This window comes from Candidatus Woesearchaeota archaeon, assembly GCA_016188115.1.
In the GTDB taxonomy this organism is placed as follows: domain Archaea; phylum Nanobdellota; class Nanobdellia; order Woesearchaeales; family GW2011-AR9; genus JACPIK01.
Genome location: JACPIK010000002.1, coordinates 954,090 through 973,678, shown reverse-complemented (window position 1 = coordinate 973,678; position 19,589 = coordinate 954,090). Strand labels below are relative to the sequence as shown.

General features: G+C 38.9%; 30 protein-coding genes. 29 read left to right on the top strand and 1 reads right to left on the bottom strand.

The window, feature by feature from the left end:
* Position 1: 1 nt before the first annotated feature.
* The 29 genes from HYV86_05195 (at position 2) to HYV86_05055 (ending at position 17,910) form a co-directional block, all read left to right on the top strand.
* Positions 2-325, top strand: a complete 324-nt coding sequence (locus tag HYV86_05195; protein ID MBI2573230.1) for a 50S ribosomal protein L23 — start codon at positions 2-4, stop codon at positions 323-325.
* A 9-nt stretch (positions 326-334) separates the two neighbouring features.
* The gene (locus HYV86_05190; GenBank protein MBI2573229.1) at positions 335-1,048 is read left to right on the top strand and encodes a 50S ribosomal protein L2; all 714 of its coding nucleotides are present in this window, start codon (positions 335-337) and stop codon (positions 1,046-1,048) included.
* A gap of 122 nt (positions 1,049-1,170) precedes the next feature.
* Positions 1,171-1,551: a 30S ribosomal protein S19 gene (locus tag HYV86_05185; protein MBI2573228.1), complete on the top strand. Its 381-nt coding sequence runs from the start codon at positions 1,171-1,173 to the stop codon at positions 1,549-1,551.
* A gap of 33 nt (positions 1,552-1,584) precedes the next feature.
* A complete protein-coding gene (gene rplV, locus HYV86_05180; protein MBI2573227.1) occupies positions 1,585-2,100 on the top strand; it encodes a 50S ribosomal protein L22 in 516 nt (171 codons plus the stop codon).
* Positions 2,097-2,921, top strand: a complete 825-nt coding sequence (locus tag HYV86_05175) for a 30S ribosomal protein S3 (protein MBI2573226.1) — start codon at positions 2,097-2,099, stop codon at positions 2,919-2,921. Before rplV ends, HYV86_05175 begins: the two co-directional genes overlap by 4 nt.
* Positions 2,918-3,130, top strand: a complete 213-nt coding sequence (rpmC, locus tag HYV86_05170; protein MBI2573225.1) for a 50S ribosomal protein L29 — start codon at positions 2,918-2,920, stop codon at positions 3,128-3,130. Before HYV86_05175 ends, rpmC begins: the two co-directional genes overlap by 4 nt.
* Before the next feature lie 2 nt (positions 3,131-3,132).
* Positions 3,133-3,438 (top strand): translation initiation factor, encoded by a 306-nt coding sequence (locus tag HYV86_05165; GenBank protein ID MBI2573224.1) that lies wholly within the window; start codon positions 3,133-3,135, stop codon positions 3,436-3,438.
* Positions 3,439-3,529: 91 nt separating this feature from the next.
* A complete protein-coding gene (locus tag HYV86_05160; protein ID MBI2573223.1) occupies positions 3,530-3,763 on the top strand; it encodes a ribonuclease P protein subunit in 234 nt (77 codons plus the stop codon).
* Between the two features lie 70 nt (positions 3,764-3,833).
* A complete protein-coding gene (gene rpsQ / locus HYV86_05155; protein ID MBI2573222.1) occupies positions 3,834-4,271 on the top strand; it encodes a 30S ribosomal protein S17 in 438 nt (145 codons plus the stop codon).
* Positions 4,272-4,378: 107 nt separating this feature from the next.
* A complete protein-coding gene (locus HYV86_05150; GenBank protein ID MBI2573221.1) occupies positions 4,379-4,780 on the top strand; it encodes a 50S ribosomal protein L14 in 402 nt (133 codons plus the stop codon).
* Between the two features lie 17 nt (positions 4,781-4,797).
* Positions 4,798-5,259 carry a 50S ribosomal protein L24 gene (locus tag HYV86_05145; GenBank protein ID MBI2573220.1) on the top strand — a complete coding sequence of 154 codons (462 nt, stop codon included), beginning with the start codon at positions 4,798-4,800 and terminating at the stop codon, positions 5,257-5,259.
* A 47-nt stretch (positions 5,260-5,306) separates the two neighbouring features.
* Positions 5,307-5,996: a 30S ribosomal protein S4e gene (locus HYV86_05140; protein MBI2573219.1), complete on the top strand. Its 690-nt coding sequence runs from the start codon at positions 5,307-5,309 to the stop codon at positions 5,994-5,996.
* A 31-nt stretch (positions 5,997-6,027) separates the two neighbouring features.
* A complete protein-coding gene (locus HYV86_05135; GenBank protein MBI2573218.1) occupies positions 6,028-6,537 on the top strand; it encodes a 50S ribosomal protein L5 in 510 nt (169 codons plus the stop codon).
* Between the two features lie 70 nt (positions 6,538-6,607).
* Positions 6,608-6,814: a 30S ribosomal protein S14 gene (locus HYV86_05130; protein ID MBI2573217.1), complete on the top strand. Its 207-nt coding sequence runs from the start codon at positions 6,608-6,610 to the stop codon at positions 6,812-6,814.
* Between the two features lie 10 nt (positions 6,815-6,824).
* Positions 6,825-7,214 carry a 30S ribosomal protein S8 gene (locus tag HYV86_05125; protein ID MBI2573216.1) on the top strand — a complete coding sequence of 130 codons (390 nt, stop codon included), beginning with the start codon at positions 6,825-6,827 and terminating at the stop codon, positions 7,212-7,214.
* Positions 7,215-7,228: 14 nt separating this feature from the next.
* Complete coding sequence (gene rpl6p / locus HYV86_05120) at positions 7,229-7,771, top strand: 50S ribosomal protein L6 (protein MBI2573215.1); 543 nt, start codon at positions 7,229-7,231, stop codon at positions 7,769-7,771.
* Positions 7,772-7,773: 2 nt separating this feature from the next.
* Entirely contained in the window at positions 7,774-8,352 is a 579-nt protein-coding gene (locus tag HYV86_05115) for a hypothetical protein (GenBank protein MBI2573214.1), read from the top strand.
* A 37-nt stretch (positions 8,353-8,389) separates the two neighbouring features.
* A complete protein-coding gene (locus tag HYV86_05110) occupies positions 8,390-8,863 on the top strand; it encodes a 50S ribosomal protein L19e (protein MBI2573213.1) in 474 nt (157 codons plus the stop codon).
* Positions 8,864-8,970: 107 nt separating this feature from the next.
* The gene (locus HYV86_05105; protein MBI2573212.1) at positions 8,971-9,549 is read left to right on the top strand and encodes a 50S ribosomal protein L18; all 579 of its coding nucleotides are present in this window, start codon (positions 8,971-8,973) and stop codon (positions 9,547-9,549) included.
* Between the two features lie 2 nt (positions 9,550-9,551).
* Entirely contained in the window at positions 9,552-10,328 is a 777-nt protein-coding gene (locus HYV86_05100; GenBank protein ID MBI2573211.1) for a 30S ribosomal protein S5, read from the top strand.
* 54 nt (positions 10,329-10,382) lie between these two features.
* The gene (locus HYV86_05095) at positions 10,383-10,934 is read left to right on the top strand and encodes a 50S ribosomal protein L30 (GenBank protein ID MBI2573210.1); all 552 of its coding nucleotides are present in this window, start codon (positions 10,383-10,385) and stop codon (positions 10,932-10,934) included.
* 1 nt (position 10,935) lies between these two features.
* Positions 10,936-11,388, top strand: a complete 453-nt coding sequence (locus HYV86_05090; GenBank protein MBI2573209.1) for an uL15 family ribosomal protein — start codon at positions 10,936-10,938, stop codon at positions 11,386-11,388.
* Between the two features lie 103 nt (positions 11,389-11,491).
* Entirely contained in the window at positions 11,492-12,904 is a 1,413-nt protein-coding gene (gene secY / locus HYV86_05085) for a preprotein translocase subunit SecY (protein MBI2573208.1), read from the top strand.
* A 113-nt stretch (positions 12,905-13,017) separates the two neighbouring features.
* Complete coding sequence (locus HYV86_05080; GenBank protein ID MBI2573207.1) at positions 13,018-14,037, top strand: sigma-54-dependent Fis family transcriptional regulator; 1,020 nt, start codon at positions 13,018-13,020, stop codon at positions 14,035-14,037.
* 60 nt (positions 14,038-14,097) lie between these two features.
* Complete coding sequence (locus tag HYV86_05075) at positions 14,098-14,697, top strand: hypothetical protein (protein ID MBI2573206.1); 600 nt, start codon at positions 14,098-14,100, stop codon at positions 14,695-14,697.
* A gap of 53 nt (positions 14,698-14,750) precedes the next feature.
* On the top strand, positions 14,751-15,545 hold the full coding sequence (locus HYV86_05070; protein ID MBI2573205.1) for a DUF106 domain-containing protein: 795 nt from the start codon (positions 14,751-14,753) through the stop codon (positions 15,543-15,545).
* A gap of 198 nt (positions 15,546-15,743) precedes the next feature.
* Complete coding sequence (locus HYV86_05065) at positions 15,744-16,037, top strand: 50S ribosomal protein L34e (GenBank protein MBI2573204.1); 294 nt, start codon at positions 15,744-15,746, stop codon at positions 16,035-16,037.
* Entirely contained in the window at positions 16,037-16,411 is a 375-nt protein-coding gene (locus tag HYV86_05060; protein MBI2573203.1) for a 50S ribosomal protein L14e, read from the top strand. Before HYV86_05065 ends, HYV86_05060 begins: the two co-directional genes overlap by 1 nt.
* 89 nt (positions 16,412-16,500) lie before the next feature.
* The gene (locus HYV86_05055; GenBank protein MBI2573202.1) at positions 16,501-17,910 is read left to right on the top strand and encodes a hypothetical protein; all 1,410 of its coding nucleotides are present in this window, start codon (positions 16,501-16,503) and stop codon (positions 17,908-17,910) included.
* Here HYV86_05055 and HYV86_05050 read toward each other — a convergent pair whose 3' ends face one another.
* The gene (locus tag HYV86_05050; protein ID MBI2573201.1) at positions 17,911-19,575 is read right to left on the bottom strand and encodes a phenylalanine--tRNA ligase subunit beta; all 1,665 of its coding nucleotides are present in this window, start codon (positions 19,573-19,575) and stop codon (positions 17,911-17,913) included.
* Positions 19,576-19,589 lie beyond the last annotated feature (14 nt).

The window sequence follows — 19,589 nt, the reverse complement described above, 5'->3', positions numbered from 1 at the left end:
CATGGCAACTACTACTCAAACACAAACTCAATCGGATCGTTTTGCATCATTGCGCGAAGCTGGCTTTGATCCTCATCAAGTGTTGCATCATCCTCTTTCCACAGAGAAATGCATTCGACAAATTGAGTTTGATAACAAACTTTCATTTGTGGTTCATTCAAGAGCTACCAAGTTAGATGTAAAAGTTGCAGTAGAAATGCTCTTTAAAGTTAAAGTATTAAAAGTTAACATTCAAAATTCCATTCGAGGAGAAAAACGAGCTGTTGTTCGTTTACATCCTTCGACGCCAGCGTCAGATATTAGTTCTGACTTGGGATTAATTTAGGTATTAAAAATGGGTAAAAACTTAGTTCAACAACGCCGAGGACGCGGCTCACCAACATATCGATCTGCTAGTTTTAAATTTGAGGGAGCAGTTAAATTGTATGACGGTGAAGGTGCTGGTCAAGTTGTCGAATTAGTTCATTGCGCAGGTCACAGTTCTCCTCTTATGAGGGTTGCTTTTAATTCAGCTACTAATTTGAATTCTACTCTTGCTTTTGCTCCAGATGGTATCAAAGTAGGGGATATAGTTCAAGCAGGTCAAGATGCACAAGTTAGTGCTGGGAACATCCTTTTACTAAAAGATATCCCTGAGGGTACTCTTATTCATAATATTGAACTACGTCCGGGAGATGGCGGAAAATTAGTTCGTGCAAGTGGTGCTTTTGCTCGTATTGTTTCTCGTGGACAAGAAGGTGTTCGAGTTCTTCTTCCTTCACGTAAAGAAAAATTATTTTTACCGACTTGTCGTGCTGCAGTTGGTGCTTTAGCTGGTGCTGGTCGACCTGACAAGCCCTTCCTTAAAGCAGGTAATCGCTATAAGAAAATGCGTGCACGCAATAAACTCTATCCAAAAGTATGTGGTATTTCAATGAACGCAGTAGACCATCCATTTGGTGGTAAATGCTCTCACATTAAAGGACGACCTACTCAATCACCTCGTGGTGCTCCACCTGGACGTAAAGTTGGTAAGATTGCTCCTCGACGAACAGGACGCAAGAAATGAGCAAACTAGCTCATTTCTGCGCAGAAAACAAATCGAAGTTTGTTTTCTTGTGTAAGAAATGAACAAACTGGAATAATTAAAAATTAAATCGAATAATAATTCAAACTTAAGGTGCAAACAAAATGGCAAAAGGATTCATGTGGAAAGGACTTACGGAAGATCAAATTGTTAAGCTAGATCTAACCACTTTTGCAGGAATGATTAATGCTCGTCATCGTCGCACACTTAAGCGTGGATTTACTCCAGAACAAAAGAAATTACTTGCCTCTCTTGATGCAGGCAAAGATAATATCAAAACTCATTGTCGTGACATGATTATCCTTCCAAAGATGGTAGGTAGAACACTTAAAGTATATAATGGGAAAGAATTCATTCCTGTTTCCATTACTGCAGAAATGCTTGGACATTACGTAAGTGAATTTTCCCATTCACGAAGAGTTGTTGCACACAGTGCAGCAGGTATTGGCGCAACGCGCTCAAGTAAATCTGTTTCAGCGAGGTAAACTCGATACATTACGATCGACAAAAAATAACACATGGCAAAAACCATCGAATTGGATGCAAGTAAATGCGCAAGCGCAAAATCATTTAACCTTCCTATTTCCTCTCGTCAGAGTACAGAAATTGGTCGCTTCTTGCGTTATCGAAGCGTAGAATTTGCAACACGAACACTCCAAGAAGTTGTTGCTTTGCGCACTCCTGTTCCTTACCGACGCCATGTATTTGATTTAGGTCATAAACCTGGTATTGGCCCTGGTCGTTTTCCTCAAAAAGCAGCTAAAGAATTTTTACGAGTTATACTTGGTGCGCAAAAAAATGCTCAGTTTAAAGGTCTCAATACTCAAAGTCTTAAAATTGTTAAATTAATTTCCCATAAAGCTTCGATTCCGCCTATGGCTGGTCGTCACCGTCACGCAGGTCGTCGAACTCATTTAGAAGTTGTCGTAGCAGAGATGAAATCTGCTCCAAAAGCAAGTTCAAAGTCAGCTACTCCTAAAACCTCCAAAAAGGCAGCTGCTCCTAAAGCAGCAAGTGAAGGTGTACAACAATGATTGAGAGAGAATTCATCGCACAGAAAACAAAAGAGTTTTACATAAAGAAATTCGTTCGTGAGCGCCTTAAAAATGCAGGTATTTCCCAAGTAACTCTTAAGAAAATTCCGTTAGGTGAAAAAATAATTGTTCACGCAAGTCGACCAAGCGTCATTGTTGGTTCCAAAGGTGGAAATATTCGCGATTTGACTAAGATGCTTAAACAAGAGTTTAAACTTGAAAATCCTCAAATTGAAATTACAGAAGTAAAAGATATTTTCCTTGATCCAGTAATCGTTGCAGAACGTATTGCTTCCTCATTAGAGCGGTTTGGTTCAGCTCGTTTCAAAGGTATTGGTCATAAAGTCATGCAAAATGTGCTTGGTGCTGGTGCTCTTGGAGTTGAAATTATCATCTCTGGTAAAATTCCTGGTGCTCGTGCAAAAAGTTGGCGTTTTTATCAAGGTTATTTGAAAAAATGCGGAGATGTAGCAGTAGTTGGTGTTCGACATGCTCGTGCTAGTGCAGTCCTTAAAACAGGAGTTATTGGCATTAAAGTTTCCATTATGCCTCGGGATCTTATACTTCCTGATCATATTGATATTTTACCTGAACCAGTGGAACAAATAGAAGCAATCACTGAAGCAGCAGGTGCTTTAGACGAGGATCAAGCTAAAAAAGCTTCTCCTAAAAAAAGAGCTCCTGCAAAAAAGAAAACATCTTCAGAAAAAACTGATAAAGCTGACAAAAAAGCTCCACCTCGTAAAACAACCAATACTAAAGCATCAGCTTCCCCTGAAAATGCAAATGAAAATGCTGAATTAAAAGGTGAAGAAGCATGAGAACTACTAAAGAAATTTCCTCTCTCTCAGTAACAGAGATTCGTGCTCGTCTCGAAGAATTTAAAAAGGAACTCTTAAAACTTAATACTCAGGTCGCTTCAGGAGCAAACACTCAAAATCCTGGACGATTACGACAATTAAAGAAAAATATTGCTCGGGCATACACATTCCTATCAATGAAAGAAGAAGAGGTTTCCTCTAACAAATAAACATGGTCGGTGTATGTAACCAATGTGGATTGCCTTCGGACCTTTGTGTCTGTGAAGCAATTGCTCGTGAACAACAAAAGATCACGGTCAAAATTGAAAAACGAAAATTTGGAAAGAAGTATACAGTCGTTTCCGGGATTCAAAAGGAAGTAAATGTTGACGACCTCTTCAAGAAGCTCAAATCCAAATTCGCCTGCGGGGGGACTGCGAAAACCGGTCAAATCGAACTTCAAGGCGATCATAAAATTCGTATCAAAAAAGCACTCATCGAACTCGGTTTTCCCGACGAGACCATTGAAATAGTTTGATGTCAAGCTTAAAACTAATCATCATCAAAATTAAACATCATCAAGCATCAAAACAATTGTTTTTGGTGTAGGAAACACAATTACGGTAGCTATGGTATACAAAGGCGAACTAATCGGTCAGAATGTACTCATTCACGACTTGAATAGTGGTTGTCAATGGCAAGGTCGAATTATCGATGAAACCAAGCATACTTTATGTGTTACAAAGTTAACAAAATCTCTTCGAGTTTTTAAAAAAAACATCGAATTGAGTTTAGTTGATCAAAAACAAACTCTCAAAGGGGTTGACTTAATCCGTCGTCCTGAAGAGCGAATGAAAGAGTAAAAAATTACAGTTAAAAAAATACAAAAAAACAATCAAAAACAACCTGCCTTTATGGGGGGAATTCAACAAAATGAAACAAAATGTGTTTGGCATCAAGGCTCCAGTGAAGTCTGATCAGTACGATAAAAAGTGCCCTTTTTACGGAGAAATTAACGTAAAAAAAGAATTCCTTACAGGAGTTGTTATCAAAAAAGATACTAATCGCTCAGCAACAATCGAGTGGCACAATTCAATTTCAGTGCCAAAGTATGAACGTTTTACTACTAAACGATCTCGTATTCGTGTTCATAATCCTGCAAGTATTAATGCTCAAGTTGGTGATCAAGTTCGTGTTGCACGAACTCGCCCTTTAAGTAAAACAAAGCATCATGTTATCATCCAAGTATTACGACATGGTTCCGTTGCTGCGTCAACTCTTGCTCAACAAGAACAACAGCAACAAGTGAAAGAACTTAAAGAAAAGCAAAAGAAAGCAGAAAAAGTTGTCAAGAAAGATCGTAAAGAATAAATCATGAGTTGATGATTAGACTCATTGATTCATCAATAGATAAAAAATATCAATAAGTAAAAATAAAAAATTCAAACAAAAAACAATTAGGAGTGTAAAATTTCACCATGAAAGCATTAAAAGGTCGTGTTGTGCGAGCAATTCCTTCGCAAGCGTGGGTTAACACCTGTGATAACTCTGGTGCAAAAGTACTCAAAATTGTTTCCGTTAAAGGGCAAAAAACAAGTATTGGTCGAATTCCAGTTTGTGGAGTTGGTGACTTTGTACTTGCTTCCGTTAAGAAAGGTAAATTAGAAATGCGTAAAACTGTCGTTCCTGCTATCATTGTTCGTCAAAAGAAAGAGTATCGTCGTCCTGATGGAACTCGTATTTGTTTTGAGGACAATGCTGCTATTGTCTTAAAAGATGATAAAGGAAATCCAAAAGGAACTATCTTTAAAGGTCCTATCGCAAAAGAAGTTGCTGAACGCTGGCCTGCTGTTGCAAAAGTTGCAAGTATGGTGGTATAAGCGTATACAGGTGAACTATGACTCAATTAAAATTTTCAACATCCTGGAACAAAAGTATTCAAGCTCGTAAGCAACGTAAGTTCCGCTATGCTGCACCTTTACATGTTCGTCAAAAATTTGTTCATGTTCATCTTTCCAAGGATTTACGAGCAAAACATGGTGTGCGAAGCACACAAATCCGTAAAGGAGACAAAGTGCGTGTTTTACGTGGTCAATTTAAAAAACGAGAAGCGCAAGTAGAACGCGTCTCTCTTCACTTTAGCAAAGTCTATCTTAGCGGTCTTGATGTTGTTAAACGGGATGGCTCAAAAGTTCAAGTAGCTCTTGAACCTTCAAATTTAGTCATAGTAGAATTAGATTTGAAAGATAAACGACGAAAAGAAAAACTCGAAGCTGCTAAAACTAAAACTGTAATTCCTCAGTCACAATCAAAGCCAGTAAAAACAGTGGTTAAGAAAGCCACTACGGTAAAAAAATAGTTAAGAATAATCAAAAATAATTAAAACAAACACTAAAACGATTCAAAATGAAAAATCACTTAAAACGCATTGCATCGCCTCGAGCTTGGGTTATTGCTCGTAAGCACCGAACATTTACCCTTCGTCCTCATCCTGGTGCGCATCCTCAAAATATGGGGTTACCTTTAGGTGTAATACTTCGGGATATGTTAAAACTTGCAACTACTATGTCTGAAGTAACTAAATTGCTTCATGCAAATGAAGTTTTAGTTGATGGACGTCGTCGTCAAGATCATAGGCATTTGGTTGGTCTTTTTGATGTATTAACTATTCCCTCTCTTCAAAAATATTATCGTATGAGTGTTGATGAGAAAGGTCGATTAGTTCTCCTTTCTATTCCTGTTGCAGAGAGTACTACTAAAGTATGCAAAGTTCTTGGAAAGAGTGTTGTTAAAGGTGGCAGTGTAATGCTTCGTTTACATGATGGTCGAACTGTTCCAAGCTCAGCTAAAATTAATATCGGTGATAGTGTTGTTATCTCTCTTCCGGATCAAAAAATTACAGAATCAATCGCTTTAGGTGAGGGCGTTCACATTTTCCTTGCCCAAGGTAAGCATGCAGGTTCTCAAGGAACTGTTCGTTCACTTAAAGAGACGCAAGCAGTATATGCTGATTCAGAGAATAATGAAGTACGCACTTCAAAACAATACCTTTTCGTTGTAGGAAAAACGAAACCACTTTTTAAGGTGGTAGCATAAGACTATGGCAAAAGCAACAATGACTCGCGATTTGAACCCCATGAGGGAGATTCGTATTACTAAATTGACTCTTAATGTTGGGGCAGGAAAGAATGAAGATCATCTTAAAAAAGGTCTTAAATTACTTGAGAAACTATCTCCACTTAAACCTGTCAAAACAACAACTTCCAAACGTATTCCTGGTTGGGGCCTACGTCCTGGTTTGGCAATTGGGTGTAAAGTAACTGTACGTAAGGGTGCAAAAGAATTACTGAAACGTCTCGTTGTTGCAAAAGAAAATACTTTGTTAGCTCGAAATTTTGATGCTCAAGGAAGTTTTTCATTTGGTGTGCCTGAATATATTGACATTGAAGGATTAGAGTATGATCCTGAACTTAAAATCATGGGGTTAGAAGTTGCAGTAACTTTAGAACGCCCAGGTTATAGTGTTAAAAAACGGAAAATTCATACTTCCTTAGTTGGAAAGAAACATATCATCACTAAACAAGAAGCAATTGCATTTGTGCAAGGTTTAGGAATTAAAGTTCAAGAAGAACAGTAAGAAAATAGCAGTAAGAAAATAATAATATAACAATTAGGAGATTACAATGACAACAAGCGATCATCGGAAAATGTTTACGCAACTGGATGCTAAGCCAGTTAAGAAGGCGAAATACCTTAAGTTTAACTCCCTTCGTAAACGATCTTGTGGTAAAGCTCTTCGTCACTGTAAAAATTGTGGACGTCTTGGCGGTCACATCAACAAATATGGACTCAACTTGTGTCGTCAATGCTTTCGTGAAATGGCACTTGAACTTGGGTTCAAGAAATATAATTAGGTGAATCAAAATGCTCAATGATCCTCTTGCAGCGGCCCTCTCAAAGGTTATCAATGCTGAACGCGTTGGAAAACGTGAGGTTGTTATTAAACCTGCATCGTCTTTAATTAAAAGAATCCTTACACTTATGAGTGAGCACAATTATATTGGCTCATTTGAAGAAATTGAAGACGGTCGCGGTGGCGCTCTTAAAATCTTATTGCTTGGTAATATCAATAAATGTGGTGTTATCAAACCTCGTTTTTCAACAAAATCAAATGGTTTTGAAAAATGGGAAAAACGTTATTTGCCTGCAAAAGATTTTGGAATCCTCGTTGTTTCCACTCCACAAGGCATTGTAACTCATTTCAAAGCAAAAGAACAGAGTACAGGTGGCAAGTTACTTGCATACTGTTACTAAATTGAGTCATTAAAATGAAAGAAGATATTACTCGACAAATTCCACTGGAAAAAGGCGTCAATGCTACTATAGTTAATAGTGTGTTAACTCTTAAAGGACCTAAAGGAGAAGTTTCACGTGACTTACGTCATCCTCGCGTAGCAGTACGAGTTGAAAGTGCAATGATTGTGGTCTCTGCAGTTAAAGGAACAAAAAGAGAGAAGACCGTAGTAGGTTCATTTGAATCACATGTTGCTAATATGGTTAAAGGCGTAGTTGAACCGTTTGTTTACAAACTTAAAATTTGCTCTGGTCACTTTCCTATGAATGTAGCAGTAGTGGGTCAAGAATTTGTGGTTAAAAATTTCCTTGGTGAAGCTGTTCCTCGTCGTGCTAACCTTGTTAAAGGAGCTACTGTTAAGATTGAAGGAACTGAAATTACTGTTACAAGCTGCGATAAAGAACTTGCAGGTTTAATGGCTGGTCGTATTGAACAGCTCTGTCGAATTACTAATCGTGATCGACGTATTTTCCAAGATGGATGTTATATGACTGAAAAAGCAGGTAAGAGTGCATAATCATGACACAAACAAAACAATTATTAGCTGTACGTTCAAAATCGAATGCTCGTAAGCCTGCTTTCGTTGTTAAAGAATCACGTTTTGTTAAACGTATTAAATTACGTTGGCGTAATATGCATGGTCGTCATTCTAAAGTCCGTCAAATGCATAGTGGTCGTCCTGCTCGTCCAACTCCTGGATATGGTGCTCCTGCCGCTGTTCGAGGTTTACATCAATCGGGATTAACTCCTGTTATTGTTGCCACTCCAGCTCAATTAGTAGCTATCAAACCAGCTCATGAAGGTGCTGTACTTGCAGCAAAACTGGGTGCAAAAAAACGCCTTGCTTTAGTTACTCTTGCTCAACAAAAAAATATTGCTCTTTTAAATATTAAAAATCCAACGAGTTTAATCGAAAAGATTAAGAGTATGGTTTCAACTCGGCATAGTGCTCGCACTGTTCGTACTAGTAAAAAAAGCAGGCAAGAACAAGAGAATCGCCGTCGAGCAGAAGAGAAAAAAACATCTTCCGAAGAGAAAAAACAAACTGCAAAAGCAAAGAAAGCTCAACAGAGCTCTTCTGATGTTGCTGAACAATAAAATACCATATAAACAATAACTATAATGTGTGAATCCCATGACGAGCAAAAAACGATTAGCCGCAGAAGTCCTTAAAGTAGGTCTTGACAAAGTTCGTATCCGAACTGATGCACTAGAAGATGTTTCCAAAGCAATTACTCGTTCAGATATTCGTGGACTTGTAGCTGTTGGTAAAATTTATGCAGCAACGCCTAGTCTTCAATCTCGTGGTCGTGCTCGTCATATTGCTGAACAGAAACGAAAAGGTCGTCAGAAAGGTCACGGTACTCGTAAAGGCGCTGCGTACTCAAGAGTTACACGAAAAGACCGTTGGATGGCACGTATTCGTACTCAACGTGTATTCTTGCGTGAATTACGTGAGAAAGTGATTATCACTCCTAAAACGTATCAAGCTCTTTACCGAAAGTGTAAGGGCGGTTATTTCAGGAATCGTCGTCACATTAAACTTTATATCACTGAACGTAGCCTAGCTCTACAAAAGAAACAGGAAACTTCAGAGAAACAAAAATAAGTTTAAGATCAGTATAAAATAAGTGTTTAACTAAAAACCAAATTAAAAAACAAAATTAAGAAAGTCAAATAATTAACAAAATCAAATTAAATATCGAGAAAACTAAAATGACTCATCCAAAAACAATTCATTTCCGTCGTAAACGAGAAGGACGTACTAATTATAAGAAACGTCTTCATCTACTTTTAAGTGGAAAACCACGAGTAGTAGTGCGTTTCACAAATCAACAAGTGATTGCGCAAGTTCTCAATTTTACAGGTCAAGGAGATATTGTCGTTACAGGGGTTAGCTCATTTGAACTTCGTAAAATGGGTTGGAAATATTCTTGCAAAAATATTCCTGCTGCATATCTTACTGGTGTTTTAGTTGCTAAACGAGCTTTGGCTGCAGGATGCTCCTACGCCATTCTTGATACTGGTTTACTTTCTCCTCTCCACAAAGGGCGAGTGTATGCCTTCTTAAAAGGAGTTTTAGATGGGGGATTAGAAGTGCCTAATACTGAAGAAGGGATTTTTCCTTCTGAAGAACGTCTTAGTGGAAAACATATTGAAAATTACGGGCATGCCCTTGCTCCAAAAGCAGCAGCATATACTCATCAATTTTCGCAATATTTAAAAAACACAGCAAAGCCTGAAAATATCTCTGCTGCTGTTAAAACAGTAAAACAAAAAATTCAAGGTCAATAAGAATGGGTAAAGAAGAATCATCTCAAAAAAAACGAACACGCCGCGACAATCGTAGTCGTGACGACGCCGCTTCACGTGATGCAGCACCACGCGCAGAATGGAAACCGGTCACTGAATTGGGCAAAAATGTTAAAGAAGGTAAAATTACCGATATCGATCAAATTTTTGATAACGGTCAAAGAATCCTCGAATCTGAGATTGTTGATACGTTACTTCCAGATGTCACTGAAGATCTCCTTTTAATTGGTCAAGCTAAAGGTAAGTTTGGCGGTGGTCAACGTCGTATTTTCCGTCAGACTCAAAAGAAAACTAAAGAAGGTAACAAAATCCAGTTTACAACGTGCGCTGTTGTTGGTAATCGCAATGGATATGTTGGTGTAGGTATGGGTAAAAGTAAAGAAACCGTTCCTTCTCGTGATAAAGCAAAACGTCAAGCTCGACTTAACTTAATTCGTATCCGTCGTGGATGTGGTAGTTGGGCAACTGATGCTCGCGAAGCTAACTCTATTCCTTTCCAAGTAACTGGTCGTTGCGGCTCAGTTCGAATTACATTAATCCCTGCTCCTCGTGGTACAGGTTTATGTGTTGAGAAAGAGTGTGCAAAAGTTCTTTCTCTTGCTGGTGTTCGAGACGTCTGGAGTAAAACCTCTGGTCAAACCAAAACAAAACTCAATTTACTTAAAGCTCTTCTTGATGCTCTTCACAAACTCTCAGAGGTTAAAATCCAACCTGCAGATGTTGCAAAATTAGGTATCATTGAAGGAAGAGTTAAAGAATAATAAAAAAATAATTACAATAACTACAAATTAGAATAAACATACGAGATAATTACTATGGCATCACGCACTCAATCAACATCTGTACCTGCAACCAAAGCAAGTGCTAAGACTAGCGCACCAGTTGCAAAAAAAGCTTCTACTCCAGAGGGCATCTCAAATGCTTCAAAAAATGCTTCTAAAGCAGGACAATTAGTCGTTGTTCTTGTTCGTGGTTTTGTTGATATGCCAGAACCTATTTTTCGAACTCTTTCCATGTTGCGTCTAACTCGAAAAAACTTTTGCGCAGTAGTTCCTAATACTGCAATTTACCAAGGTATGATTACTAAAGTTAAAGATTATGTTACTTGGGGGGAAATTAGTCCAGAAACATTTGCTGAACTTGTTCGCGTACGCGGTCAAGCATTTATCTCTCGTAAAACTGATGCTAAAGAATTATACTCTTATAAAGTGCTTACTGTTAGCGGAAAAGAATACAAACCCTATTTTCGTCTTAATCCTCCTCGTAAAGGGTTTGGTCGCAAGGGTATCAAAGTTGCTTTCGTTGCTGGTGGCGCATTGGGATATAGAGGAGAAAAAATTAATGATCTTATCATGAGGATGCTTTAAAATGGTAGTACGCAGACGTAAAAAAGTTGGACATTATCGAGGCTCACATCGTACTCACGGTGGTGGTCATCCTAAAAAACGCCGTGGAGCTGGATCTCGTGGTGGACGCGGTAATGCGGGTACTGGTAAAAAAGCTGGTCAGAAAAAAGCAGGAATGCGTTACAAATTAGGTTCACGTGGATTTTTACCTCGTCGTGGTCAAATTCCAGATCGTTCTATTAATGTAGGTGTACTCTCTTCTCGAGTTGCTCGTCTTGCACGTGAAGGAAAAATCACCAAGCAAGGTGAACTTTATATAGTTGATCTTTCTTCATTAGGCTATACAAAACTGTTGGGAACTGGAACTGCATCTTGTAAGATGAAAGTGACGGTTGAGCATGCAAGTGCAAAAGCAACAGAACGTGTAAGTGAAGCAGGTGGGGAAGTTATATCCACTGCTCCTGCAGCAGAATAAAAGAGGAAGAATAATTCCTAGTCTTTGCAGAGAAAGCGTGTTTGATTATTTTTAGGCGCTTATGTGAAGATACTTAGAATTAATCTGATATTTGGTGTGAACAATGACATTCCTAGAGAAAGTGTATTCTATTTTTCCTGAAGTTGCGGGTCCAGCGCAAAAAAAACTGCCTTTTGGTGATAAATTAAAGTGGACGTTAGTTACACTGGTGCTCTTTTTTCTGTTAGGGTTAGTTCCTCTTTTTGGTTTGGGAGAAAACGCATTGCAACAGTTTGAATTTTTGTCAATTATTCTTGGCGCTTCATTTGGAAGCATCATTTCTTTGGGTATTGGTCCGATTGTGACTGCTTCAATTGTGTTGCAGTTACTTAATGGGACTGGTATTCTCAAATTTGATTTATCTAGTCATGAAGGACGACGTAGTTTTCAAGGTTTGCAGAAAATTATGTCGGTATTTTTCATTATTTTCGAAGCTATGATTTATGTTTTCATGGGTGGTCTTGCCCCAACTCCTGTTGGGGGAGAGATTGCTAGCGGTGTTGCAATGACTTCATCGTTATTTTTGCAGTTTGAAATCTTACTCATTATTCAGTTAATTATTGGCGGATTACTCATTATGTTTATGGATGAAGTTGTTTCAAAATGGGGTTTTGGTTCTGGTTTAAGTTTGTTTATTGCAGCAGGCGTTGCGCAACAAATTTTTATTCGAGCATTCAATTTTCTGCCTTCACCAACCAATCCAGATGTGGCAGCAGGGGCCATTCCTGCGTTTGTTCAGTTTATCTCTCAAGGTAATGTTACTGGCGCAATGTTGCAGCTCGCTGCTGTTGTATCAACATTAATTGTGTTTGCGGTGTGTGTCTATGCGCAAGCAATGAAAGTAGAGATTCCTCTTACATTTGGCAAAGTACGTGGTTATGGTATGCGTTGGCCACTTAACTTTTTGTATACTTCCAACATTCCAGTCATTTTAATTGCGGCATTACTCGCCAATGTACAATTGTTTGCTCGTTTGTTAGAAAGCTGGGGATATCCTATTTTAGGTACGTTTGCAGGGCAGAGTCCTGCAAGTGGAATTGTGTATTGGATTAGTCCGCCTAATCTTGTTGCAAGTTTAATTCAGGGGAGTTTTACTCTTTCACAATTGGGTCAAGCTGCTGTCTATATTGTGTTGATGGTTGCTGGTGCAATTATCTTTAGTATATTTTGGGTGCAAACGGCAAATATGGATGCTGGTAGTCAAGCTCGTCAAATTATGGCTTCAGGATTACAAATTCCTGGATTTCGCCGAGATGAACGTGTTCTTGAGAAAATTTTGGAACGATATATCTGGCCATTAACGATTGTTGGTGGGGCATCGATTGGAATTTTAGCTGCGTTTGCTGATCTTACTGGTGCGTTATCAAATGGGACAGGTATTTTGCTTGCGGTTATGATCGTGTATAAGTTGTACGAAGAAATTGCCAAACAACACATGATGGACATGCATCCTGCTCTTAAGAAGATGATGGAGTAAAAGATAAAGTAAAAATAGTTTTTTTTAAATTCTCTTTTTGGTGTTTGTCATCTTTCTTTTTTTGCGTTTTTCTTTAATAAAGCTTAAAAGTCGTTATCAAACATTCATTTTTTATGGTTAATTCTGCGTTTCATTATGGTATGATCGGTGAGAGTGATGCAATGAAGATAGTCTATGATGGGATAGATCGAGTTGCTTCAAGTAAAGTGACGGTCTACATCGTAGGAGAAAGTGGTACTGGTAAAGAACTGGTTGCAAAGGCACTGCATATGCAGGGAAAACGCCGTGAGAAACCGTTTGTTGGGGTCAGTGTCGCCGAACTTGGTGAGGGTGATTTACTTGAATCACACTTATTTGGCGTTAAAAATAGAGTAGCAACTGGTGTTGAACAACGTAATGGGCTCTTTACTCAAGCTGAAGGGGGAACTTTATTTTTGGATGAGATTGCTGAGATGAGTCCTCAGGTTCAGGTCAAGTTATTAAGAGCAATTCAAGAGCATGCAATTGTTCCCGTTGGGGGAGATTATAGCAAACCAGTTCCGTTTGATGTTCGTTTTGTTGCAGCATCGAGTCGACCATTGGAGGATTATGTTCGAAAGGGTACTTTTCGACAAGATTTGTATTATCGTCTTCGACAAGTTTATCTGTTTCTTCCAGCTTTACGTGAACGCGGTGATGATATTTGTTTGCTCGCAGATCATTTTCTTGCGAAGGCAAATCAGCAAGAAGAAAAGTCAATACGGTTTGCTGATTCAATGTATCCTTGGCTATTAAGTCAAGAGTGGCCAGGAAATATTCGTGAGTTAGAGAATACAATTTATGGCGCTGTGGCGTGGAGTCGGGAATCTGTTCTTGCGCCAACTGATTTTTTATCGTACAAACCTGTAGTTGCAGAGTCTGTTTCCCAAGATTCGTTTGTTCAAAGTATTCCACCTACAATGACTCTTAATCAAATTCAAGAAAGAATTGGAACATTATCAGATCGTATTTTGGGTCAAATCATCCAGATTCGTCTTGCATCTTTTGAAGGGAATGTTGCTCAGACGGTTCGTTCTTTAGATCATGAACGGTCAAATTTTAGGCGGTTATGCAGGAAATTAGGTGTTGTTCTTCCTAGTGATCGGGTGGATTAGATCTTCTATTTTGTTTCTATCACCGCAATCTTTTAATAGGACTTGTTTGGTTTTCTTTTTATGTCTGATGATACTACTCTGCGAATGCCGACACTTCCTGATGTTACTCGTTATGCTCGGACAGGAAGTTTATTTGTCCCTTTACCGCTTGAATCGATTACTCCAACACCTGCAGAGGTTGATTCAAATTTAGATTTATTACGAGGGACAGTTCGTTCTAGTGCAAAAGCATTTTCTTCTTTGCGAGACATTGCGTATCAGGTCCCTCATCAGTATGAAAATGGGATGTTTTTTCATGATATTCCATTTCATTTTAATGCGAAAACTGGTTTAATGGAAAAATTGAATGATCCTTGCTCTTCTAGAGGGGGATATGTTGTGGCTCAACTTGTGTTTTATCATAATTCTGCTTTACAAAGACCACAGGCAGAAAGTACGGATTTAGAGTTAAAGATATTGGATGGTGCAGATAGTGGAATTGTCCAAGCAGTAGTACTCCCAAATTCAGGATTTCGTACTCATACGCGTGCGTCTGCTGAAGCAGAATATGGCGAAGCTTTGGGTGTTTTGGCAACGACGTTTACTCTTTATAATGATCAAACTGCTCGAGATGTTAGAGGATTACGAGAGGCGATAGAACAAGGTCGCCAATCTCGTTAATCGTAGTCTCATCCACCAACAATTTTATAAATACAAAGACGTGAGTTGTGATTATGTCATTTTTAGACCCAGTTTTTAATCCTATATTTCAACCACTCTTACGAACCATTGGTTCGTTTTGGACTATTTTTATTATTGCTGTTGTGTATTCTGTGTACGCAACGTATGTGTATAAGTATCTCACAAATCAGGTTCGTCTTAAAGAGATTAAAGATCGTCAGAAAGAGTTGCAGAAGGAGTTGCGTGCAGCGGGTAAAGAAAATCCTGAGAAGATGATGAGTATTCACAAAGAACTTATGTCGCTTAACAAAGATTACATGTTTCAGGCGTCGTTTAAGCCAATGGTGATGATTGCGACTATGATTCCTGCATTGATCATTTTTACATGGATGGCCGGCGCGCTTGCGTATGAACCAATTGTTCCAGATCAAACGTATACGGTGTTGGCTCAATTTGCTCCGGGTGTTGGAGGAGAGACAATGTTGCTGGTTGCTAATGGCACTCAAGTCATGGGGAATGCATCTGTGCCTATTGTTGCAGGTGAAGATGCGGGTCTTGCACGATGGAATCTTAAAAGTTCGCAAGGGTTACATAATCTTACTGTGCGGGTGGGAGAACAAACTCAATCTAAAGAAATTTTAGTTGTTTCTGATGAACATACTTATGCTCCTGCAGTAACTATGTTTGCAAAATCTGACATTAAGTCAATAAGTATTGAGTATGCTAAACTTCAACCTTTAGGAAGCACGTTTAACATTTTTGGTTGGTATCCTGGCTGGTTAGGGATTTATGTAATTCTTTCGTTAATCTTGAGTATTGGATTGAGAAAAGTGTTCAATGTGTATTAGATTATTATTATTATTATTATTATTTCTGTTTAAATTTGCAAAACCTTTATAAAAACCCCATGTTCTTTCGTACTATCTCCTTCATGGAGGGTATCGATACGGCAACGGCGATCAAGAATGACTCATCAATGGGACTCTCTTTTTCTCTGGTTGTTAGTTAGATTAAAAAACAAAATAAACAACTATAGGTGAACACACATGCCACGAGGTCAATATAAATCAGGGCGTTTTAATAAGATTAAAGTTAAAACTCCTGGCGGTAAAACAGTTATTCATTATCGAGAGTCAAAACCTGCTAAAAAAGTATGTAAAGTATATGGGACAGTTTTAGCTGGTGTTCCTCATGCGAGTGCAACACGCACACGTAATATGCCTAAATCACATAAGCGACCTGAACGTCCTTACGGTGGAGTGCTTTCTTCTAAAGCTATGCGTGAAACATTACGCGCGAAAGCTCGCAGTACTGCATCAAGCAAACGAGGTGAAGCATAATGGCACTTTTTGAAGTTGGACGCGTTTGCATGAAAATTGCAGGACGTGATGCAGGTAAGCACTGTGTTATTGTTGAAACTGTTGATGATCGTTTTGTTGTTGTTGATGGTCAAACTCGACGTCGCAAAGTAAACATTCTTCACTTAGAACCTCTTGGTCAAACTCTTTCACTTGGAGCAAAGGCGTCTCATGAACAAGTCGTAAAAGCGTTTAGTGGTCTTGGTATTACTGTTGGTACTTCAAAACCTCGAGCAACTCCTGCTCGCGTTTTACAACAACGTAAAGGTACACAGAAGTCTGCTGCAGAAGAGAAAGCACCTATCAAAGAAGCTAAACCTGCTGCGAAGAAAGCAGCTCCTAAGAAGAAAGAATAGGTTGGAAAGCATTCTTTCTTTTTTATTTTAATTTTCTTTTTTATAAAAAGTATGGTTAGTCGTTATTCCTTTCATTATTCCTGATTCCCATGAATGACTACGATTCATTTTTGTCTAATTGTTCTTTGGAGAATATTCGTCTTTTAGTTAAAGCGTCACAATTAGCTCCTTCTCAAGAGAAACGAATTCTGCATTTAGCTGGAACTGATCCTGAGAAGGCTCTTGCACTTTTATATTCTTTAGATAGAGATGATGGCGCAGAGAGTATCGATACGTTTCGAGCACAACGGTTAAATCATCCCGTAACGGCGGAAGGCGCATCTTTCTTAGAAAAAGTGGCTGCTGCTCCTGCGCAATCTTCTGTGGAGGAAATGGTTCTTTTACAAAGACAGCTTGAACACTTGCCCCTCAAAGATTCTTCACGCGAACTTCTTTTTACTCTCTTAACAAGGGGAGATGGAAACGAGCAGGGCAGAGAATACGTTTCTCTTCTATTAGATGGAAATATGGCTCAACTAGATTTCCAAAGACTTTTACACAGATTAGATCATATTGCAGATGCTTTAGAACGAGAGAACGGCATTGTCATTCCTCAATCGATAACACGGGTTTATTTTAGCGAAGGAAGAGTTCATATTCCCACCAGAAGACGTCGCTGGCAACGTCTTGGGGAGAGTGCTCTTGGTGTTTTTGAGCAAATGTATGGTCAAAGAACAGATTTAACGCGCCGCAACTTTCGCGATCTTGATCGTGGTCTTCATGATGCGCTGTTGGAACGTAAGGAATTAGATTTGGTTTTGCCGCGTGAACGAGGATTGACTCCTCATCAAATACAGTCAGTCATTGTTACTTATTACCTTGTTCAAGGAAGACCTGTTTTGGCTAGTCATCTTCTTCCTTATGATCGAAGACATATTCGTGAATTATGGCTAAAACTGGGTTTTGCGGCACGTACTACTTCTTCTATTACTCATGATCAATGCCGAGATTTTGCAGAAAAAAACCATTTTAAAGATATTTACAATGCTCCTCTTTCTGTTTTAGAACTTGCGGTGGAGCAAGGGGTTCGTCGTGAAGCTGTCGTGAGTGCATGGAGAAGATTAGGGCTTGTTGATTGCGCGAAAGAGTATAAGATGTATACAACCTACGATGAACCGTTGACTATTTTTGCTCAAGCATATGGTGCTTGGCCAGATTTAACGAAAGCAGAGCTAAAAATGATTGATCCTTCATTTCATCGACTTTTATTGCGTCGGGGTTTGTTGGATCAAGCCATCACTCAAACAAGGGGATATTCTTCAACTGATCGCGAAGAGATTCTCACTTCTTATCATACATATCGAGCAAATGCAGTTGCAGCAGCAGAAGGATTAGATAGACCACGTAGAACAATATCTAAAATTTGGCATGATGCAGGTTTGGTGAATTCACGAGAATATGAGCAACTTGAAAAAGAAGGCAGATTAAATGAAATAGTTATTCCATTACAGAGAGGGTAATTACTTTTTCACTGCATTAAACAAACTTTCCACATTAATTTCAAATGCAACTACGGGTGTTACAATTTTCCAATTCTCTAGTACTTGCGGATGAATTTCTCCTATGATGCCAACTTTTTCTTTTCCAAGATAGATCTCGCCCACACGACCTTTAATGAAACTTGGATGGGCAGTCTCTTTGATTTTGATTTCTAATCCCAAAAGAGTGAAGAGAAGATCTAGTTGTTGACGAATTTGAGTAAAATCAGCTTTGTCCTGACAGATAGCGACGCCGAATGTTTCTACTTCTTGCACTCCTGTTTCGGTTGGCGCTGGGTAGAAAATATGTCCGGTTTCAAAGATGTTCTGAGGGTATTCGTTATGCTGATTTTCACTGAGTGTTTTAAGCAGACTAGGAATAATACTATGGCGCAAAGTATTATGTTCTCCTACAGCATTTTTGAGTGTGATTCCACCGTTTTCTTGAAGCATCCATTCATTACATTGTTCTTTTTGTAAGAGGTGGTAATTTTTGATTTCGATGAAACTGCCTCCTACAAAGAGTTCACGCAGCACATTGATGAATTTTTCTAATGGATCTTCTTCACCAATGGTTGAAACATTAGGAATTTCCTCTGGGAAATTTTCGTAACCATACGCAATGGCAATGTCTTCAGCAAGATCAACTTGATGAAGAATGTCAGCACGATAGGCCGGAATGAGAACAGTCGCTTTTGATGATGCGGTGCTTGCTTTTTCGTAGCCATAACCCATTTTTTCGAGCATCTCTTTAGCTTGTTTTTCGTTTAGAGTGAGTCCTAACCATTTGTTGATGTAGGCGAGATCGAAAGGCATTTTTGTTGGCGTGAGGTTTGGAGTTATGATGGTTTTATCAGGATAGACTATGTCCAGAGAATATACTTCTCCTCCCATGTCTGCAAGAGTGGTTGTTATCATATTCAATGCAAATTGAACATTGGTAAGGTCGTTTCCGGTACATTCAACAAAGACTTCTTTTGTTTTGGTAGTTACCTTGCCCGTATCATGTGAGTTGGTGAATGGTAACATGCACATAATATTACTTTTAGCATCAATAAAGAAAGGATATTTTTTCCAACCTTGTGTGAGATGCAAGTATGCTTTTCCCTTAGGATGAAGTTCTGGAACTTGCGCGGCAATGATCTCTGTGTCAAAACCTAATGGTCGAAATGTCACTTGCGAGGGATCTTTGGCGATGTAACTAATAGGAAAATTAATACTCTCAAGAGGATAAATACCGTACGCTGATTTTTTACGATTACGTCCATGCGTGGTGGCAAGTTTTTCCTGGACCTGCATAATTTCACGGATACGTTCATCATCAAAGTGGAGATTTTTAACAATGGCACAGGCAGTGTATGGGCGCATGGTTACGGATTTGTCAACAATTACTTTGAGTCCGCTTTTTTTAACATTGTAGTTTCGCAATCCTGTTTTTACGCCAATGAAACTGCTAAATGCTCTGGCGAACCCTTGTTCTGAAAGCATATCGGGGCGGTTAGGGAAAATTTCCACTTGAATTTCATCCCCTTCAATACTTTCAAGATCAGTTCCTAACATACTAATGCGATCTTTGAGCTCTTCGAGAGGCAATTTCTTTCCGACGAGTTGTTCAAAGACTGGTTTATTCAGAGTTACGGTTGGCATGGTTTGTGGTATTA

Excerpts from the sequence above, each read along its gene's own strand:
- rpl6p (MBI2573215.1), top strand. The coding sequence starts at position 7,229 with ATGAAAGAAGATATTACTCGACAAATTCCACTGGAAAAAGGCGTCAAT.
- HYV86_05115 (MBI2573214.1), top strand. The coding sequence starts at position 7,774 with ATGACACAAACAAAACAATTATTAGCTGTACGTTCAAAATCGAATGCT.
- HYV86_05090 (MBI2573209.1), top strand. The coding sequence starts at position 10,936 with ATGGTAGTACGCAGACGTAAAAAAGTTGGACATTATCGAGGCTCACAT.
- HYV86_05160 (MBI2573223.1), top strand. The coding sequence starts at position 3,530 with ATGGTATACAAAGGCGAACTAATCGGTCAGAATGTACTCATTCACGAC.
- rpsQ (MBI2573222.1), top strand. The coding sequence starts at position 3,834 with ATGAAACAAAATGTGTTTGGCATCAAGGCTCCAGTGAAGTCTGATCAG.
- HYV86_05075 (MBI2573206.1), top strand. The coding sequence starts at position 14,098 with ATGTCTGATGATACTACTCTGCGAATGCCGACACTTCCTGATGTTACT.
- HYV86_05125 (MBI2573216.1), top strand. The coding sequence starts at position 6,825 with ATGCTCAATGATCCTCTTGCAGCGGCCCTCTCAAAGGTTATCAATGCT.
- HYV86_05195 (MBI2573230.1), top strand. The coding sequence starts at position 2 with ATGGCAACTACTACTCAAACACAAACTCAATCGGATCGTTTTGCATCA.
- HYV86_05130 (MBI2573217.1), top strand. The coding sequence starts at position 6,608 with ATGTTTACGCAACTGGATGCTAAGCCAGTTAAGAAGGCGAAATACCTT.
- HYV86_05055 (MBI2573202.1), top strand. The coding sequence starts at position 16,501 with ATGAATGACTACGATTCATTTTTGTCTAATTGTTCTTTGGAGAATATT.
- rpmC (MBI2573225.1), top strand. The coding sequence starts at position 2,918 with ATGAGAACTACTAAAGAAATTTCCTCTCTCTCAGTAACAGAGATTCGT.
- secY (MBI2573208.1), top strand. The coding sequence starts at position 11,492 with ATGACATTCCTAGAGAAAGTGTATTCTATTTTTCCTGAAGTTGCGGGT.
- HYV86_05050 (MBI2573201.1), bottom strand. The coding sequence starts at position 19,575 with ATGCCAACCGTAACTCTGAATAAACCAGTCTTTGAACAACTCGTCGGA.
- HYV86_05150 (MBI2573221.1), top strand. The coding sequence starts at position 4,379 with ATGAAAGCATTAAAAGGTCGTGTTGTGCGAGCAATTCCTTCGCAAGCG.
- HYV86_05175 (MBI2573226.1), top strand. The coding sequence starts at position 2,097 with ATGATTGAGAGAGAATTCATCGCACAGAAAACAAAAGAGTTTTACATA.
- HYV86_05190 (MBI2573229.1), top strand. The coding sequence starts at position 335 with ATGGGTAAAAACTTAGTTCAACAACGCCGAGGACGCGGCTCACCAACA.
- HYV86_05110 (MBI2573213.1), top strand. The coding sequence starts at position 8,390 with ATGACGAGCAAAAAACGATTAGCCGCAGAAGTCCTTAAAGTAGGTCTT.
- HYV86_05065 (MBI2573204.1), top strand. The coding sequence starts at position 15,744 with ATGCCACGAGGTCAATATAAATCAGGGCGTTTTAATAAGATTAAAGTT.
- HYV86_05100 (MBI2573211.1), top strand. The coding sequence starts at position 9,552 with ATGGGTAAAGAAGAATCATCTCAAAAAAAACGAACACGCCGCGACAAT.
- HYV86_05165 (MBI2573224.1), top strand. The coding sequence starts at position 3,133 with ATGGTCGGTGTATGTAACCAATGTGGATTGCCTTCGGACCTTTGTGTC.
- HYV86_05095 (MBI2573210.1), top strand. The coding sequence starts at position 10,383 with ATGGCATCACGCACTCAATCAACATCTGTACCTGCAACCAAAGCAAGT.
- HYV86_05145 (MBI2573220.1), top strand. The coding sequence starts at position 4,798 with ATGACTCAATTAAAATTTTCAACATCCTGGAACAAAAGTATTCAAGCT.
- rplV (MBI2573227.1), top strand. The coding sequence starts at position 1,585 with ATGGCAAAAACCATCGAATTGGATGCAAGTAAATGCGCAAGCGCAAAA.
- HYV86_05070 (MBI2573205.1), top strand. The coding sequence starts at position 14,751 with ATGTCATTTTTAGACCCAGTTTTTAATCCTATATTTCAACCACTCTTA.
- HYV86_05105 (MBI2573212.1), top strand. The coding sequence starts at position 8,971 with ATGACTCATCCAAAAACAATTCATTTCCGTCGTAAACGAGAAGGACGT.
- HYV86_05080 (MBI2573207.1), top strand. The coding sequence starts at position 13,018 with ATGGTTAATTCTGCGTTTCATTATGGTATGATCGGTGAGAGTGATGCA.
- HYV86_05060 (MBI2573203.1), top strand. The coding sequence starts at position 16,037 with ATGGCACTTTTTGAAGTTGGACGCGTTTGCATGAAAATTGCAGGACGT.
- HYV86_05185 (MBI2573228.1), top strand. The coding sequence starts at position 1,171 with ATGGCAAAAGGATTCATGTGGAAAGGACTTACGGAAGATCAAATTGTT.
- HYV86_05140 (MBI2573219.1), top strand. The coding sequence starts at position 5,307 with ATGAAAAATCACTTAAAACGCATTGCATCGCCTCGAGCTTGGGTTATT.